Origin of the sequence: Streptomyces sp. NBC_00344, assembly GCF_036088315.1 — a bacterium.
In the GTDB taxonomy this organism is placed as follows: domain Bacteria; phylum Actinomycetota; class Actinomycetes; order Streptomycetales; family Streptomycetaceae; genus Streptomyces.
Window position 1 is genome coordinate 2,957,931 of sequence record NZ_CP107996.1, and the last position, 15,990, is coordinate 2,973,920.

Here is a 15,990-nt window from a genome sequence, read left to right on the forward strand (position 1 = left end):
GGGCGTCAGGCCTCCTTCGACATGTTCGGGCCCGCTCCGCCCGCTGCCTGCTCGATCGGCGGAACGTCGGGCAGTGCCGACTTCTCCTCACCGCGGAAGGTGAACGCCTTGGCGTCCCCCTCGCCCTCGGTACCGACGACCACGATGTGACCGGGGCGCAGCTCACCGAAGAGGATCTTCTCGGAGAGGATGTCCTCGATCTCGCGCTGGATCGTCCGGCGCAGCGGCCGGGCGCCCATCACGGGGTCGTAACCCTTCTTGGCGAGCAGCGACTTGGCCTCCGAGCTCAGCTCGATGCCCATGTCGCGGTCCTTCAGCCGCTCGTCCACCTTGTTGAGCATGAGGTCGACGATCTGGATGATGTCTTCCTCGGTCAGCTGGTGGAAGACCACCGTGTCATCGACACGGTTCAGGAACTCGGGGCGGAAGTGCTGCTTCAGCTCCTCATTGACCTTGGCCTTCATCCGCTCATAACCGGTCTTGACGTCGCCCACCGCCGCGAAGCCCAGGTTGAAGCCCTTGGAGATGTCCCGGGTCCCGAGGTTGGTCGTCATGATGATGACCGTGTTCTTGAAGTCCACGACCCGGCCCTGGGAGTCGGTCAGCCGACCGTCTTCCAGAATCTGGAGCAGGGAATTGAAGATATCCGGGTGGGCCTTCTCGACCTCGTCGAAGAGAACGACGGAGAACGGCTTCCTGCGCACCTTCTCGGTGAGCTGGCCGCCCTCTTCGTAACCCACGTAGCCGGGGGGAGAACCGAAGAGGCGGGAAACCGTGTGCTTCTCACTGAACTCCGACATGTCGAGGGAGATCAGTGCGTCCTCGTCGCCGAAGAGGAATTCGGCGAGCGTCTTGGAAAGCTCGGTCTTACCGACACCGGACGGGCCGGCGAAGATGAACGAGCCACCGGGACGCTTCGGGTCCTTGAGGCCGGCCCGCGTACGGCGGATGGCCTGCGACAGGGCCTTGATGGCGTCCTTCTGGCCGATGACGCGCTTGTGCAGCTCGTCCTCCATGCGGAGCAGCCGCGAGGACTCCTCCTCGGTGAGCTTGAAGACCGGGATGCCCGTGGCCGTGGCCAGCACCTCGGCGATCAGCTCGCCGTCGACCTCGGCGACGACATCCATGTCGCCGGCCTTCCACTCCTTCTCCCGCTTGGCCTTCGCCGCCAGCAGCTGCTTCTCCTTGTCGCGGAGCGAAGCTGCCTTCTCGAAGTCCTGGGAGTCGATCGCCGACTCCTTGTCGCGGCGGACGTTCGCGATCTTCTCGTCGAACTCACGGAGGTCCGGCGGCGCGGTCATCCGGCGGATACGCATCCGGGAACCGGCCTCGTCGATAAGGTCGATCGCCTTGTCCGGCAGGAAGCGGTCCGAGATGTACCGGTCCGCGAGGGTGGCTGCCTGCACCAGGGCCTCGTCCGTGATGGAGACACGGTGGTGGGCCTCGTAACGGTCCCGCAGGCCCTTGAGGATCTCGATGGTGTGCGGGAGGGAAGGCTCCGCCACCTGGATCGGCTGGAAGCGGCGCTCGAGGGCCGCGTCCTTCTCGAGGTGCTTGCGGTACTCGTCGAGCGTGGTGGCGCCGATGGTCTGGAGCTCACCACGGGCGAGCATCGGCTTCAGGATCGAAGCCGCATCGATCGCGCCCTCGGCGGCGCCCGCACCCACCAGGGTGTGGAGCTCGTCGATGAACAGGATGATGTCGCCGCGGGTGCGGATCTCCTTGAGGACCTTCTTCAGCCGCTCCTCGAAGTCACCGCGGTAGCGGGAACCTGCGACCAGCGCACCGAGGTCGAGGGTGTAGAGGTGCTTGTCCTTGAGGGTCTCGGGCACCTCGCCCTTGACGATGGCCTGCGCCAGTCCTTCGACGACCGCCGTCTTTCCGACGCCGGGCTCGCCGATGAGAACCGGGTTGTTCTTGGTACGGCGCGACAGCACCTGCATGACCCGCTCGATCTCCTTCTCGCGCCCGATGACCGGGTCGAGCTTGGATTCGCGGGCAGCCTGGGTGAGGTTGCGGCCGAACTGGTCCAGGACGAGCGAGGTCGAGGGCGTGCCCTCGGCGGGACCGCCTGCTGCGGCGGTCTCCTTGCCCTGGTAACCGGAGAGCAGCTGGATGACCTGCTGCCGCACCCGGTTCAGATCCGCACCCAGCTTCACGAGGACCTGGGCTGCGACGCCCTCGCCCTCGCGGATCAGGCCGAGCAGGATGTGCTCCGTACCGATGTAGTTGTGGCCGAGCTGAAGAGCCTCCCGGAGCGACAGCTCCAGGACCTTCTTGGCACGAGGGGTGAAGGGAATGTGACCGGACGGGGCCTGCTGGCCCTGGCCGATGATCTCCTCCACCTGCTGGCGGACCGCCTCGAGCGAAATCCCGAGGCTCTCCAGGGCCTTAGCGGCGACACCCTCACCCTCGTGGATAAGGCCCAGGAGGATGTGCTCGGTGCCGATGTAGTTGTGGTTGAGCATCCGGGCTTCTTCCTGAGCCAGGACGACAACCCGCCGCGCGCGGTCGGTGAACCTCTCGAACATCGTTAATCGCTCCTCAGAGCGGTCGGGCAGTGAGGGGTCGGTCCCCTCCCAGTCCTTCCGCATGCTAGTCCCGCGGGGCGGGACAGCTCATTCCAACTGCCGACACCCGTCCATGACCTCCGGCCCGAACAGCCGACAACTGCTCCAACCCGATGGTGCGAGACGATGTTCCCGCAGGCCAGGCAGATACCCCTGTCTCCACTACGCCGATGGCGAACGCGAGACCGTCCGAACCGCATCTCGCCCGTCCCCACTAGGTATGTCTTACCCGCAAGCACCGGCAGTCCATGCGGCGCGTGCCATTTCCCTCAGCTACGGGCGAACATCGTTGCGCCTCCGAATGCTTCTTCGCGCCCCCCGGACATCAACAGAAAGCAATCATAGGAGACTCTGCGTAACTCTCACGCTCACCGGGAGTTGCTCCGGACATGGCCTTCACCGTTCCGTCCCCGCGGGCACCGCTCGACAGCGTCGTGCAGTGGTACGCATCCGAACTCGGCTGGGCCGCGGTGCCCGGGCCTCCGGTGGCGTTGCCGACCGGGCTCCGCTTCGACGTGCTGGAGCTCCCCGTGGACGCCGGATTCGCGGTGCTGCGACGGGTGCCCCGCACCGGCCCGGTAGCCGTCGCCGGGAGCCGGATGCAGCTGCTGGTGGCCGCGGGCAGCGCGGATGAGCTGCCCGGACTGCTCGACTGGCTGGAGTGGGGCGGGATCACGCTCGATCTGACCGCCATCGGCGCGCACGGCAGGATCACTGCCCCCGCGCCCCCCGGCCCGCTTCTCACACAGGGGGCCGCCGGCTGGCTGCGACCCCCCGAGCCGGGGCACGAGGTCGAACCTGCCCTGCCCGTGTTCAGCGGGGTCGGGAAGGCCGGCGGCGCTCCCGATCTGGTGCGGCTTCTGGACGTGGCGGCAACCGAATGCCACCGGGCCCGGATGGCGCGTATCGCTGCGGCTTTCCAGGGAGCGCCCCCCGGAAACCAACGAAATCAGCCGTTGGCCTTCTCGTAGGCCTCACGAATGTCCGCCGGCACGCGACCGCGGTCATTCACGTTGTAGCCGTTCTCCTTGGCCCACTTACGGATCTCCGCAGTGTCCTTGTTGCCGCCGGCGGCGATACGGGCCTTACCGCGACCGCCCGCGGACCGGCCACCGGTGCGGCGACCGCCCTTGGCGTACGGGTCGAGCAGCCCGCGGAGCTTGTCCGCGTTGGCGGTGGTGAGGTCGATCTCGTAAGTCTTGCCATCCAGAGCGAACGTCACGGTCTCGTCCGCCTCGCCACCGTCGAGGTCATCGACAAGAAGGACCTGAACCTTCTGTGCCACCGGATTTCCTTTCATCGAAAAATTCAGTACGCGGAAAGGAAACCGCTTTTCTCTGGAAAACACAAACCCCCGGCAGAGGTTCAGTAGAGCAAGAACGCGGGAAACATGCGCGATTCGGACATAGGGATCCGGCCGCTTCTGCCGGTCACAGGTGCAGAAGCATCCGGCTGTTGCCCAAGGTGTTCGGCTTCACTCGTTCGAGACCGAGGAACTCAGCGACGCCCTCGTCATAGGAACGAAGCAGCTCGGTGTAGACATCTCCGTCCACCGGAGTCTCACCGATCTCGGTGAAGCCGTGCTTCGCGAAGAAGTCGACTTCGAAGGTCAGACAGAATACCCGGCGGACACCGATCCACCGCGCGGTCTCCAACAGCTTGTCGAGCACCTGGTGCCCCACACCGGATCCCTTGAAGGTGCTGTCCACGGCGAGAGTGCGCACCTCCGCGAGGTCTTCCCACATCACATGCAGAGCGCCGCACCCCACGACCCTGGCGTCCTCATCGCGTTCCGCGACCCAGAACTCCTGGATGTCCTCGTAAAGGGTCACTGTTGCTTTGTCGAGCAGGATCCGCCCCTGTACGTACGCATCCAGGAGGCGGCGTACTGCGGGCACATCACTGGTCCTCGCCCGGCGGACGGTGAGAGCTTTTGCTGGCATACCCGCGACGCTATCGCCCCGCCTCCGGGTCACGGTCGTCGCGGTCCGCATCGCCCTGAACGATGCGCAAAGCATCACGGAGTGCATCACGCTGCTCGGGCGACATCATGCCGAAGAAGGCGACAAGAGCGGCGGCCGAGTTGTCACTGGTGGACCAGGCTTCGTTCATCAGTGCGGCCGAGTATGCGGCACGGGTGGAGACGGCCCTATATCGATAGGCCCGTCCGTCCACTTCCCTGCGTACCCAGCCCTTCTGATGGAGATTGTCCATTACGGTCATGACGGTCGTGTAGGCGATGGAACGTTCCCGTTCGAGGTCTTCCAGGACTTCCCGGACCGTGACCGGGCGGTTCCACTCCCAGACGCGTGTCATGACGGCGTCTTCCAGCTCTCCCAATTGACGGGGCACACCAGCACCATAGTGCGAGATGTCATGAATGGCTGGCGATTAACACAGAAAAAGGGCGTACAGCTTGAAATAAGCTGTACGCCCTTCGGATACTGCGCTGCTGCGGTCAGGCGCCGCTGCCGTGCGGGGCCTGGGTCGCGGACTCGGCGCGGGCGAGCACCTCGTCCACCGCCGCGTCTTCCTTGGCCTTGTTCGGGCCGCCCTGGGACTTGATGATCGCCCTCACTACGACGGTGAAGAAGACGGCCATCACCACGGGGGGCACAAGCGCGGAAACATAGTCCATACCGACAGAGTAGCTAGCTCACGGCGGAGCGCTGAGCCGGGGGCGGTACCGGCCTGCGGCGCGGCGGAAACACCTCGGACGGTTTGGGCACCGGCTGGGGCGGGGCCGGCTTCCCGCCCGGGGCCGGCCGCTTCGGGCCTGAAGGACGGTCCGCCGAGCGGCCGCCGGGCAGGGCGAGCAGCCGGGTGCGCTGGCGGGGCGTGGTGGCACGGCCGGCGATGCGGGCGCGCAGCGACTGGTCCGCGAGGGCCAGACAGCGCCGCAGCAGGACATCGCCCGTCGGTGTGCCGCGCAGGGTGCGCAGCGCGGCGAGATCGTCCGGCCGGGGGTCGTAGCCGGCGGCCAGGGCGTCCTGAAGCAGCTCGGTGTATCCGCGGGCCGCCCCGGGCAGCGCGGCGCGGTAGCGGGCGAGGTCCGTGACGAGGAAGGCGCGCAGCCTTCCGGCCTCCTCGATGGCCTCGTCCACGGACTCCGCGAGACGCAGACAGTCCCGGACGTCCGTTTCGGCGACGGTGGTCGGGTTGAGGGCGATGGCGAGGGCGCGTCGGAGCACACGCAGCTCATCTGCGCTGAACGCCATACCGCTTCGTGATCCGTAGGGCGTGGGCATGCACTGACGATACGTACTAATTGGGCAATATGTGCTTAATCGACCGGTGGCGGCGCGGCGACCCGCGACGGCACGGCGAGCGGTGGCGGCACGGTGGAGGTGCGGCCCCCGCCGTGCCGCCGGTCCGGGCGGCGATCACCCGGATCACAGACGGGCGATGTTCCGCTCGTACACCAGGCGCAGGCCGATCAGCGTCAGCCAGGGCTCGTGCTCGTCGATGACCGTGGCCTCGTTGAGCACCATGGGTGCGAGGCCGCCGGTGGCGATGACCGTGACGTCCTCGGGGTCGTCGGCGAGCTCCCGGGCCATCCGGGTCACCACGCCGTCGACCTGGCCCGCGAAGCCGTAGATGATGCCGGACTGCATGGCCTCCACGGTGTTCTTGCCGATCACGCTGCGCGGGCGGGCCAGCTCGATCTTGCGCAGCTGGGCGCCCTTCACGCCGAGCGCCTCGACCGAGATCTCGATGCCGGGGGCGATCACGCCACCGGTGTACTCGCCGCGTGCGGAGACCGCGTCGAAGGTGGTCGCGGTGCCGAAGTCGACGACGACCGCGGGCCCGCCGTAGAGCTCGACCGCTGCGACCGCGTTGATGATGCGGTCCGCACCGACCTCCTTCGGGTTGTCCATGAGGATCGGGACACCCGTCTTGATGCCGGGCTCGACCAGAACGGCGGGGACGTCGCCGTAGTAGCGGCGGGTCACCTCGCGCAGCTCATGCAGCACGGAGGGCACCGTGGAGCAGATCGCGATGCCTTCGATGCCGTCGCCGAGTTCGTCGCCGAGCAGCGGGTGCATTCCCATCAGGCCCTGGAGCAGGACGGCGAGTTCGTCGGCGGTGCGGCGGGCGTCCGTGGAGATCCGCCAGTGCTCCACGATGTCCTCGCCGTCGAACAGGCCGAGAACGGTGTGGGTGTTGCCGACGTCGATGGTGAGCAGCATGGGTTACTTCGCCTCGCGCAGGTCGAGTCCGATGTCGAGGACCGGAGCCGAGTGCGTGAGCGCGCCGACCGCGAGGTAGTCGACACCCGTCTCGGCGTACGCGCGCGCGACGTCCAGGGTGAGCCGGCCCGAGGACTCGAGGGCGGCCCGGCCCCCGACGAGCGCCACCGCTTCGGCGGTCTGCGCAGGGGTGAAGTTGTCCAGCAGGATCAGATCCGCGCCTGCTTCGAGCACCTCGCCGACCTGGGCCAGGGTGTCCACCTCGACCTCGATCGCCAGATCGGGGGTCCCCATCTCCGCGAGCTCCGCGCGGACCAGCCTGAACGCCTCTGCCACGCCGCCGGCGGCGACCACGTGGTTGTCCTTGACCAGGGCCGCGTCCGAGAGCGACATCCGGTGGTTGACGCCATCGCCGCAGCGCACCGCGTACTTCTCCAGGGCGCGCAGCCCCGGGGTCGTCTTGCGGGTGTCGCGGACCCTGGCGCCGGTGCCTTCGAGAACGTCCGACCAGGACCGGGTGGCGGTCGCGATGCCGGACAGGCGGCACAGGAGATTGAGCGCGCTGCGCTCGGCAGTCAGGAGGTCACGGGTGCGGGTGGTCACCGAGAGCAGCTTCTCGCCGGCGGCGACCCGTGCGCCGTCCTCGACATGGCGTTCGACCTCGAAGGTGTCCGTGGCCACGATCGACAGGACCGCCTCTGCGATGCGCAGCCCGGCGACCGTGCCGCTCTCCCGGGCGGTGAAGTCGGCGGTGGCGACGGCGTCGGCGGGGACGGTCGCCACCGTGGTCACGTCCACACCGTGGTCGAGGTCCTCCGCCAGTGCGAGGTGCGCGATGTCCTCGACCAGCACGGGGTCGAGGCCCGATTCGAGCAGCAAGCGGGCGAGGCCGGGGTCGAGCCCGCACTCCATGTCGTCGGCCCCGGATGCCCCGGCGCCGCAGCCGCAGCCGTCGCCGCAGCCGCCCGGGGCGTCGGGACCGGGGCCATCGTCGCCGGTCTGGATCAGGGGGAGGTCGGGCGTGGTCACGGTCACTGCTCCTGGGAAAGCTGAGGGACGGTCGGGGGGAAGTCCGTGCTGTCCGTGGTGTGCACGGCGAGCGAGCGGTCGGGTTGCAGCTGTACGACGAGGTGGCGCCGCCAGTCGGTGTCGTCGCGGTCGGCGTGGTCCTCGCGCCAGTGGCAGCCACGGGTCTCCGCCCTGCGCAGCGCGGCGGCGACCAGGACCCGGGCGACACACAGGAGGTTGGTGGCCTCCCAGGCCTCGACGCCGGGCTCGGCGGGCTTGAGCTCGGGCTCGGAGGTCTCCGCCCGGGCGTCCGCGTGCCGGCGGATGCCGTCCAGCTGTGCGCCGGCCTCGGTGAGACTGCCGGCCGACCGCAGCACCCCGGCTCCCGCCGTCATGATCCGCTGGATACGGAGGCGGGCCTCCGGCGCCAGCAGGGGGAGCGTGACGGGCTGCGCGGGTTCGACCGGTTCGGCGGGCTCACCCGTGGTGGCGGCGATGTCCTCCGCGATGCGCTCGGCGAAGACCAGGCCTTCCAGCAGCGAGTTGGAGGCGAGACGGTTGGCGCCGTGCACGCCGGTGCAGGCGACCTCGCCGCAGGCGTACAGGCCGGGGACCGTGGTGCGGCCGCGCAGATCGGTGCGGACGCCGCCCGATGCGTGGTGGGCGGCCGGGGCCACCGGAATCGGCTCGGTGACCGGGTCGATGCCATGGCTCCGGCAGGCCGCGAGGATCGTCGGGAAGCGCCGTTCCCACATCCCGGCGCCGAAGTGCCTGGCGTCCAGATACATGTGCTCGGCGCCCTGCTCGTGCATCCGGCGGGTGATGGCCTTCGCCACGATGTCCCGCGGGGCCAGCTCGGCCAGTTCGTGCTGCCCGAGCATGAAGCGGACCCCGTCCGCGTCGACGAGATGCGCTCCCTCGCCCCGTACCGCTTCGGAGACCAGCGGCTGCTGACCCTCGGCGTCCGCGCCGAGGAAGAGCACCGTGGGGTGGAACTGGACGAATTCGAGATCCGAGATCTCCGCGCCCGCACGCAGCGCCAGGGCGACGCCGTCGCCGGTGGAGACGGGCGGGTTGGTGGTCGCCGAGAAGACCTGCCCCATGCCGCCGGTGGCAAGGACCACCGCGGGGGCACGGACGGCGCCGACACCGTCGTGCTGGCCCTCCCCCATGACGTGCAGGGTGACACCGGCCGTACGGCCTTCGGCGTCCGTGAGCAGATCCAGGACCAGGGCGTTCTCCACGGTCCGCAGGGCTGCCGCCCGGACCGCCTCGACCAGCGCACGGGAGATCTCCGCGCCGGTGGCGTCCCCGCCCGCATGGACGATACGGCGGCGGTGGTGGCCGCCCTCGCGGGTGAGCGCGATGCCCCCTGAGCCGTCGGTGTCGAAATGCGCACCGGTCGCGATGAGCCTGCGCACGGCGTCGGGGCCCTCGGTGACCAGTGTGCGGACCGCCCTCTCGTCGCAGAGCCCGGCGCCCGCGACGAGTGTGTCGTCGAGGTGCTGCTCGGGGGTGTCGCCCTCGCCGAGCGCCGCGGCGATACCGCCCTGGGCCCAGCGGGTCGATCCGTCGTCGAGGCGGGCCTTGGTGACGACGACGGTGCGAAGCCCCGCCGCTGTGCAGCGCAGCGCGGTGGTGAGCCCGGCCACGCCGGACCCGACGATCACCACGTCGGCTTCGACGGCCCAGCCGGGGGCGGGGGCGTGCAGGCGTATTCCGGTTCCGGTCACTGGTTTTCCCCGAAGGTCAGCGGGATGTTGTCGATCAGACGTACCGCGCCGACCCTGGCGGCGACCGCGAGGATCGCCTCGCCGTGGAAGCCGTCGGCCGCGTCGGTGAAGTCTGAGGGGTCGATCAGAGCGAGGTAGTCGTGCGGAAGCGGGACCGCTTCGAGCACGGCCAGAGCCGCTGCGCGTACGGCGGCGGGGGTGGCAGGGCGGGCGTCCCGGCCCGCGAAGAGGGCGCGGGAGAGTGCCAGCGCGGTGGCGCGGTCATCGGTGGAGAGGAACCGGTTCCGGCTGGAGAGCGCCAGACCGTCCGGCTCCCGGACGGTCGGTACACCGACGATCTCGACAGGGAAGTTCAGATCGCGTGCCATCCGCCGGACCAGGGCGAGCTGCTGGGCGTCCTTCTGCCCGTACAGCGCGAGGTCGGGGCGGGTGAGGTGCAGAAGTTTGGCGACGACGGTGAGCATGCCGTCGAAGTGCCCGGGGCGCGCCGAGCCTTCGTAGCGCTCCCCCATCGGGCCCGCGGTGACGCGCACCTGGGGTTCGCCGCCCGGATACACCTCGTCGGCGGCCGGCGCGAAGACGGCGTCCGCACCGGCGAGCTCGGCGACGGCGATGTCGGCTTCCAGGGTGCGGGGATAACGGTCGAGATCTTCACCCGCGCCGAACTGGAGCGGGTTGACGAAGACCGTGACGACGACCTGGCCGCTCTCGCCTGCCAGGTCCCTCGCCGTACGGATCAGGGTGGCGTGGCCCTCGTGGAGGGCGCCCATCGTCATGACGACGGCCCGGCGTCCTGCGCGGGGCAGTGCGTGCAGTGCGGCAGCTGTGTGCAGCAGGGTGGTCACCGGTGTTCTCCGTCCGCCAGGACGCCCAGCAGGTCCTCGGCCGCCTCCGGCTTGAGCAAGCCGTGTGCGAGGGCGCGGTCCGCTGTCGTCCTGGCCATCGCCAGATAACCGGCGAGGGCCCGGGGCGCGTGTTTCCGCAGCTCGTCGACGTGAGCGGCGACGGTGCCCGCGTCGCCGCGGGCGACCGGTCCGGTGAGCGCCGCGTCACCGGATCTGAGGGCGTTGTCGAGGGCCGCACCGAGCAGCGGGCCGAGCATCCGGTCGGGGGCCGCGACCCCTGCCGTACGCAGCAGCTCCATGGACTGCGCCACCAGGGTGACCAGGTGGTTCGCGCCCAGGGCGAGCGCCGCGTGGTAGAGCGGGCGGGACTCCTCGGCGATCCACTCGGGTTCGCCGCCCATCTCGATGACCAGAGCCTCGGCGGCGAGCCGCAGCTCCTCGGGCGCGGTCACCCCGAACGAGCAGCCGGCCAGCCGCTGGACGTCCACGGATGTGCCGGTGAAGGTCATGGCGGGGTGCAGTGCGAGCGGCAGGGCGCCGGCCCGCAGGGCGGGATCGAGCACCCCGGTCCCGAAGCGGCCCGAGGTGTGCACCAGCAATTGTCCCGGGCGGACCGCGCCGGTCTCCGCCAGGCCTTCGACCAGTGCGGGCAGCGCGTCGTCCGGGACGGTCAGCAGGACCAGGTCGGCACGGGCCAGCACCTCGGCGGGTGTGACCAGCGGGACATCCGGGAGCAGCACGGCGGCCCTGCGCACGGAGGCGTCGGAGACGCCGGACGCGGCGACCGGGCGATGACCTGCGAGCTGCAGCGAAGCGGCGAGCGCCGGGCCCACCCGACCGGCGCCGACAACGCCGACGGTGAGCCGCGCGGGGCGGTTTTCTGCGGGTGCGTTCACGTGGAGACGGCCTTCCGTTCCAGTCCGCGAGGGGTACCGGACGATTTCACCGTCATGCTACGCCCAGGATTCGGGGGACCACAGAACCGTCCACAGGCTGTGGGTGATGATCGGACCATGGCATACGAAACGGCGATGACCCCGGACGGCACCCGAAGCGAGGAGGACGAACGCCGGCGCAGGTCGGCGGCGCTGCGCAAGGCCGGACGGGTGCTGTCCCGCCCGTCCTCGGTCGTCCCGCTCGGCGAGCGGCTGACAGCACTGGCCGCGGACGCCGGCTCGGTGTACGACCTGGACACTCCCGCCGACATCTACGGTGACGGAGTTGTCGCCGAGCTGGAGCGCAGGGTGGCCGCGCTACTCGGCTTCCCCGCCGCCGCCTTCTTCCCGACCGGCACGATGGCCCAGCAGGTCGCCATGCGGTGCTGGGCCGGACGCACCGGCAACTCCACGGTGGCGCTGCATCCGCTGGCGCACCCCGAGGTGCACGAGCGGGGAGCCTTCGGGGCGCTGAGCGGGCTCCGTACGGTCCATCCGACGACCGCGCCCCGGCTGCCCACCGCCGGCGAAGTGCGCGATTTCGACGAGCCCTTCGGCACTCTGATGCTCGAGCTGCCGCTGCGTGACGCCGGCTTCGTCCTGCCGGACTGGGACCAGCTGACCGCCGTCGTCGGCGCCGCGAGGGAACGTGATGCGGTGGTGCACTTCGACGGCGCGCGACTGTGGGAGTGCGCCCCCCACTTCGGCCGCGGTCTCGCGGAGATCGCGGGTCTCGCGGACAGTGTCTACGTTTCCTTCTACAAGTCGCTGGACGGCATGTCCGGGGCGGTTCTCGCGGGCCCGTCGTCACTGATCGACGAGGCGAGGACCTGGCGGCACCGGTACGGGGGCCAGGTCTACCAGCAGTACCCGGCCGCGCTCTCCGCGCTGCTCGGCATCGAGCGGGAGCTGCCGCGTCTCGCGTCCTACGTGGCCCATGCGAAGGTCGTCGCGACAGCGATGGCCGAGGGGTTCAGGGCGGCCGGCGTGCCGTGGTTCCGGGTCGGTCCGGAGGTTCCGCACACCCATCAGTTCCAGGTGTGGCTGCCGTACGGGGCGGATGCGCTGTCGGAGGCCGCCGTCGCCCAGGCGGAGGAGACGGGGGTGGGACTGTTCCACCGGTTCCACCCCGCGCCGGGCGGCGGGGCCCCCGGGGTGTCGTTCACCGAGGTGACGGTGGCCGGACCCGCACTGGACTGGACCGCGCAGGACGTCGTGGAGGCGGTGGCGGAGTTCGTCCGCAGAGCGGGATGACCGCGGGCGGCCCCGGAGACCGGACGGCCGCCGGGTCCGCTACCGCAGCACCCCCTCGAGGAAGTCGCTGCCCAGCCGGGCCACCACGGTGAGGTCCAGCTGGTGCAGCACATACCGTCCGCGGCGCCTGGTGGTCAGCAGCCCGGCCCGCTTCAGCACGGCCAGATGCCGGGAGACCTCCGGTGCGGATATGCCGTAGGTGTCGGCCAGTTCACCGGTGGTCTGTGCGGAGCGGGCCAGACTCCGGCACAGCCGCATCCGCAGCGGATGCGCCAGCGCCTCCAGTCGCAGCTTCAGCAGTTCGACCGAGGCGGGCGACGGCAGCTCGGGGGCGGCCACCGGATAGTGGATCACCGGGCGCCAGTCCGGGCGGTGCAGCACCTGCAGGTGCGGCCAGCCGAAGCTCGTGGGGATGAACGTGAGCCCGTCGCCCGCGGGCGAACCCATCGCCTGCGAACGGCCTTCGGCGAGCTTGTCGACCCGGACGCGCGTGCCGGTCTCGTCCAGCGAAAGCGCCGCGGAGACCGCCGTCATGGCGTCACCGAGACCCTTGTGCCGCAGGATCTCGGTCTTGTGCCGGGCGTCGGCGGCCAGCTGAACCCGCACCCGGCGCCAGGTATCGCCGAAGAACGCCTGCTCGCAGTCCTCGAACAGCCGCCGGATCCAGGCCCTGACGGAGACCGGTTCGTTCAGCAGCCGCTCGGTGAAGTCCAGTTGCCTGGGACCACGGGCCGCCGCGAGGTCGAGGGCACGCGCACGGGCCGGTGCGTCGGTGAGCGGGGAGAGCCCGCCCTTGTCGTAGGAGGCCGAGCAGGTGAACTCAAGCGCCACGGAGACGAATTCGTCGTCCGGCAGCAGATCGAGCAGATCCAGGTCCTCGGCGAGCGTCCCGCCCGGCCCGGCGCCGCCGCCGCTCCGCACCCCCGCGAACGGCAGCAGGATGTCGGAGAACGTGGTGAGCCAGAGGAAGTCCGCCTCGTGCAGCCGGTCCGCCAGGTCCGGCTTGAGCGAGGCGGCCGTCGCCGTGGCCCAGCCGTGCAGCCCCGGGTGGTGGCCCGGCTCGCAGAGCACATGCAGCGCATTACCCAGCTCGGCCAGCGGGGAAAGGCCGAAGACGATGCGCTCAGGCGGAAGCCCGGTGATGTCGATGTCCACGCTCATGGGCCCCATCGTGCCCGTCCCCACCGACAGCGGGCCCGTCGATTGACGGGCCTCGTCAAACGGTGCGCCTCCGTGGGGCGGCCGCGCACAGGGTTACGGCATGAACGCGAATCAGCAGCACATGATCGATGCGTACCGTGCGGCCCAGCGGGGCGAGATCGCGCCCCCGTTGCCCGGCCGCCACGACTGGGAAGTGGTGCGGGCGGCACGGGAACACCATCGTCCAGCGCGGAAGGTGCGGCCCGGGCAGCTGCGCAGGGCGCTGGCGCGGGTCTTCGGCGCGCGGGGCGGGCACGCGGCCCGCTGCTGCCCCTGACGGGGCCGCTGATCCACAGCAGCAAGGGCCTCAGCGCCCTCCGGAGCCGCCGGCCCGGACCAGGCCCGTCTCGTAGGCGAGGACCACCACCTGCACCCGGTCACGCAGCTCCAGCTTGGTGAGGATCCTGCCGACATGGGTCTTCACGGTGGCTTCGGAGAGCACCAGGTGGGCGGCGATCTCGCCGTTGGACATGCCGTGCGCGACGAGCAGCATCACCTCACGTTCCCGGTCGGTGAGCCGCTCGATGTCCTTGTGCGCCGGATCGGCGACCGTGCTGGGCAGCATCGGCGAGAAGCGGTCGAGCAACCGCCGTGTGGTGGACGGCGCGACGACCGCGTCACCGCTGTGCACCGAGCGGATCGCCCCGAGCAGTTCCCCCGGCGGCACGTCCTTGAGCATGAAGCCGCTGGCGCCCGCCTTCAGTCCTGAGAAGGCGTATTCGTCCAGATCGAAGGTGGTGAGGATCAGGACCTTGGGCGGGTCGGACTGCGCGCAGATCTGCCGGGTCGCCTCGACACCGTCGAGCCTCGGCATCCGTACGTCCATCAGCACCACATCGACCTTCGTCGCCCGGAGGATGTCGATGGCCTCCGCGCCGTCGCCCGCCTCGGCGACGACCTCCATGTCCGGCTGGGCGGCAAGCACCATCCGGAAACCGGTGCGGAGCAGCACCTGGTCGTCGACGAGCATCACGCGGATCGCCATCGTGTACATGTCCCTTCTGGTGACCGGCCCGGAGGCAGGCTAGTGGGCGGGCTTGAGCGGGAGGAGGGCGCTGATCCGGAATCCACCGCCGGGCCGGGGTCCCGCGTCCAGGGTCCCGCCGACCATCCCGATACGCTCCCGCATCCCGATCAGGCCGTGTCCCTGGCCGTCCGCGCCGCCGTCCTCATACATCTCGTGGGCGGCTCCACGGCCGTCGTCCTCCACGAGCAGGCCGAGCCCGTCGTCGAAGTACACGAGACGCACGCTGGCACCGACATCCGGACCGCCGTGCTTGCGCGTATTGGTGAGTGCTTCCTGCACAATGCGGTACGCGGTGAGCTCGACGCCACTGGGCAGCGGACGCGGTGTCCCCTCGACCTGGAAGTTCACGGTCAGCCCGGCCGTCCTGACCTGGTCGACCAGTTCCTGGATCTGCTCCACGTCGGGCTGCGGCACATATTCGCCGCTCTCCCGCGCGTCGCCGGTCCGCAGCACGCCGAGCAGCCTGCGCATCTCCGCCAGTGCCTGACGACCGGTGGACGAGATGGTCTCGAGCGCCTGCTTGGCCTGATCCGGAGAGGCGTCCAGGACATAGGCGGCGCCGTCCGCCTGCACGACCATCACCGAGACGTTGTGCGCCACCACATCGTGCAGCTCGCGGGCGATACGGGCCCGCTCGCCCGCTACGGCCACCTTCGACTGGGCCTCGCGCTCCTTCTCCAGACGCGCGGCCCGCTCCTCGAGCTGGGCGAGATAGGCCCGGCGGGTGCTCATGGAGTCGCCCAGCACCCACGCGAGGACGAACGGCACGGTCAGTACGACCACGACGAACACATGCTGCAGCCACCCGTGGGTGCCGTCCGACGGCCAGCGAAGCTGCGAAAGCGTGCCCGCGCACACTCCGCCGGTCAACGCGAACCGCGAGGCCCAGCGCTCTCCGTCGGCGGCGACCGTGTAGATCAGCACCAGCATCGCGAAATCGGCCGGCGCCTGATGGACGTCGAAGATCAGCTGGGCGACGCCCATCACGGCGACGAGAAGCAGCATCTTCTCGGGCCACCGGCGGCGCAGCGCGACCGCGGTGCACAGCCCGACGAAGATCGGGATGCCCGCGATGCCCTCATGCCCGTGGATGTCCCCGGCCGCGTACTGCGCACCCGAGATCCCGAGGAGGATGACGGCCCAGAAGCTGTCGACCCACGTCGGGTGTCTGCGGATGAAGTCGTAGAGGCGCTGCACGTGACCCAGCGTAGGCAAGGCGGACAGGTGC

Annotated in this window: 17 protein-coding genes; 3 read left to right on the top strand and 14 right to left on the bottom strand. The window is 69.9% G+C overall.

Features of this window, described 5'->3' with window-relative positions; genetic code table 11:
- Positions 1-5: 5 nt before the first annotated feature.
- Positions 6-2,531, bottom strand: a complete 2,526-nt coding sequence (locus OHS16_RS13395) for an ATP-dependent Clp protease ATP-binding subunit (RefSeq protein ID WP_328537415.1) — start codon at positions 2,529-2,531, stop codon at positions 6-8.
- A 428-nt stretch (positions 2,532-2,959) separates the two neighbouring features.
- Here OHS16_RS13395 and OHS16_RS13400 point away from each other — a divergent pair, with 428 nt between their 5' ends.
- A complete protein-coding gene (locus tag OHS16_RS13400; RefSeq protein ID WP_328537416.1) occupies positions 2,960-3,541 on the top strand; it encodes an SCO3374 family protein in 582 nt (193 codons plus the stop codon).
- On the opposite strand, the gene OHS16_RS13405 is transcribed toward OHS16_RS13400, so the two are convergent.
- The 10 genes from OHS16_RS13405 to OHS16_RS13450 all read right to left on the bottom strand — a co-directional run bounded on the left by OHS16_RS13405 (position 3,520) and on the right by OHS16_RS13450 (position 11,242).
- Complete coding sequence (locus OHS16_RS13405) at positions 3,520-3,855, bottom strand: histone-like nucleoid-structuring protein Lsr2 (protein ID WP_328537417.1); 336 nt, start codon at positions 3,853-3,855, stop codon at positions 3,520-3,522. The two genes, OHS16_RS13400 and OHS16_RS13405, sit on opposite strands and share 22 nt — an antisense overlap.
- Positions 3,856-4,000: 145 nt before the next feature.
- Complete coding sequence (locus OHS16_RS13410; protein WP_328537418.1) at positions 4,001-4,513, bottom strand: amino-acid N-acetyltransferase; 513 nt, start codon at positions 4,511-4,513, stop codon at positions 4,001-4,003.
- Positions 4,514-4,523: 10 nt separating this feature from the next.
- Positions 4,524-4,922, bottom strand: coding sequence for a BlaI/MecI/CopY family transcriptional regulator (locus OHS16_RS13415; protein ID WP_328537419.1), 399 nt, complete (start codon positions 4,920-4,922; stop codon positions 4,524-4,526).
- 106 nt (positions 4,923-5,028) lie between these two features.
- On the bottom strand, positions 5,029-5,208 hold the full coding sequence (locus tag OHS16_RS13420; protein ID WP_328537420.1) for a hypothetical protein: 180 nt from the start codon (positions 5,206-5,208) through the stop codon (positions 5,029-5,031).
- A 13-nt stretch (positions 5,209-5,221) separates the two neighbouring features.
- Positions 5,222-5,788: a hypothetical protein gene (locus OHS16_RS13425; RefSeq protein ID WP_328540830.1), complete on the bottom strand. Its 567-nt coding sequence runs from the start codon at positions 5,786-5,788 to the stop codon at positions 5,222-5,224.
- A gap of 174 nt (positions 5,789-5,962) precedes the next feature.
- Positions 5,963-6,760, bottom strand: coding sequence for a type III pantothenate kinase (locus OHS16_RS13430; protein ID WP_328537421.1), 798 nt, complete (start codon positions 6,758-6,760; stop codon positions 5,963-5,965).
- A gap of 3 nt (positions 6,761-6,763) precedes the next feature.
- Complete coding sequence (nadC, locus tag OHS16_RS13435; protein WP_443042611.1) at positions 6,764-7,789, bottom strand: carboxylating nicotinate-nucleotide diphosphorylase; 1,026 nt, start codon at positions 7,787-7,789, stop codon at positions 6,764-6,766.
- Between the two features lie 2 nt (positions 7,790-7,791).
- The gene (locus OHS16_RS13440) at positions 7,792-9,501 is read right to left on the bottom strand and encodes an L-aspartate oxidase (RefSeq protein WP_328537422.1); all 1,710 of its coding nucleotides are present in this window, start codon (positions 9,499-9,501) and stop codon (positions 7,792-7,794) included.
- On the bottom strand, positions 9,498-10,346 hold the full coding sequence (panC, locus tag OHS16_RS13445; protein ID WP_328537423.1) for a pantoate--beta-alanine ligase: 849 nt from the start codon (positions 10,344-10,346) through the stop codon (positions 9,498-9,500). The genes OHS16_RS13440 and panC overlap by 4 nt, the downstream gene beginning before the upstream one ends.
- Positions 10,343-11,242 carry a Rossmann-like and DUF2520 domain-containing protein gene (locus OHS16_RS13450; protein WP_328537424.1) on the bottom strand — a complete coding sequence of 300 codons (900 nt, stop codon included), beginning with the start codon at positions 11,240-11,242 and terminating at the stop codon, positions 10,343-10,345. Before OHS16_RS13450 ends, panC begins: the two co-directional genes overlap by 4 nt.
- Positions 11,243-11,359: 117 nt before the next feature.
- Between OHS16_RS13450 and OHS16_RS13455 the strand changes: the two genes are divergently transcribed.
- Positions 11,360-12,535 (top strand): threonine aldolase family protein, encoded by a 1,176-nt coding sequence (locus OHS16_RS13455; protein WP_328537425.1) that lies wholly within the window; start codon positions 11,360-11,362, stop codon positions 12,533-12,535.
- 39 nt (positions 12,536-12,574) lie between these two features.
- Here OHS16_RS13455 and OHS16_RS13460 read toward each other — a convergent pair whose 3' ends face one another.
- Positions 12,575-13,690 (bottom strand): DUF5937 family protein, encoded by a 1,116-nt coding sequence (locus tag OHS16_RS13460; RefSeq protein WP_328540832.1) that lies wholly within the window; start codon positions 13,688-13,690, stop codon positions 12,575-12,577.
- Between the two features lie 106 nt (positions 13,691-13,796).
- Between OHS16_RS13460 and OHS16_RS13465 the strand changes: the two genes are divergently transcribed.
- On the top strand, positions 13,797-14,012 hold the full coding sequence (locus OHS16_RS13465) for a hypothetical protein (RefSeq protein ID WP_328537426.1): 216 nt from the start codon (positions 13,797-13,799) through the stop codon (positions 14,010-14,012).
- A 30-nt stretch (positions 14,013-14,042) separates the two neighbouring features.
- Here the strand turns inward: OHS16_RS13465 and OHS16_RS13470 are convergent, their stop codons facing one another.
- The gene (locus tag OHS16_RS13470) at positions 14,043-14,720 is read right to left on the bottom strand and encodes a response regulator transcription factor (RefSeq protein ID WP_328537427.1); all 678 of its coding nucleotides are present in this window, start codon (positions 14,718-14,720) and stop codon (positions 14,043-14,045) included.
- A gap of 39 nt (positions 14,721-14,759) precedes the next feature.
- Positions 14,760-15,959, bottom strand: coding sequence for a sensor histidine kinase (locus tag OHS16_RS13475; protein WP_328537428.1), 1,200 nt, complete (start codon positions 15,957-15,959; stop codon positions 14,760-14,762).
- Positions 15,960-15,990 lie beyond the last annotated feature (31 nt).

What these genes read in the sequence shown, in the direction of transcription:
- OHS16_RS13420 (WP_328537420.1), bottom strand. Translation starts at nt 5,208, where the DNA reads ATGGACTATGTTTCCGCGCTTGTGCCCCCCGTGGTGATGGCCGTCTTC.
- OHS16_RS13430 (WP_328537421.1), bottom strand. Translation starts at nt 6,760, where the DNA reads ATGCTGCTCACCATCGACGTCGGCAACACCCACACCGTTCTCGGCCTG.
- OHS16_RS13425 (WP_328540830.1), bottom strand. Translation starts at nt 5,788, where the DNA reads ATGGCGTTCAGCGCAGATGAGCTGCGTGTGCTCCGACGCGCCCTCGCC.
- OHS16_RS13400 (WP_328537416.1), top strand. Translation starts at nt 2,960, where the DNA reads ATGGCCTTCACCGTTCCGTCCCCGCGGGCACCGCTCGACAGCGTCGTG.
- OHS16_RS13465 (WP_328537426.1), top strand. Translation starts at nt 13,797, where the DNA reads ATGAACGCGAATCAGCAGCACATGATCGATGCGTACCGTGCGGCCCAG.
- OHS16_RS13410 (WP_328537418.1), bottom strand. Translation starts at nt 4,513, where the DNA reads ATGCCAGCAAAAGCTCTCACCGTCCGCCGGGCGAGGACCAGTGATGTG.
- OHS16_RS13395 (WP_328537415.1), bottom strand. Translation starts at nt 2,531, where the DNA reads ATGTTCGAGAGGTTCACCGACCGCGCGCGGCGGGTTGTCGTCCTGGCT.
- OHS16_RS13470 (WP_328537427.1), bottom strand. Translation starts at nt 14,720, where the DNA reads ATGGCGATCCGCGTGATGCTCGTCGACGACCAGGTGCTGCTCCGCACC.
- OHS16_RS13455 (WP_328537425.1), top strand. Translation starts at nt 11,360, where the DNA reads ATGGCATACGAAACGGCGATGACCCCGGACGGCACCCGAAGCGAGGAG.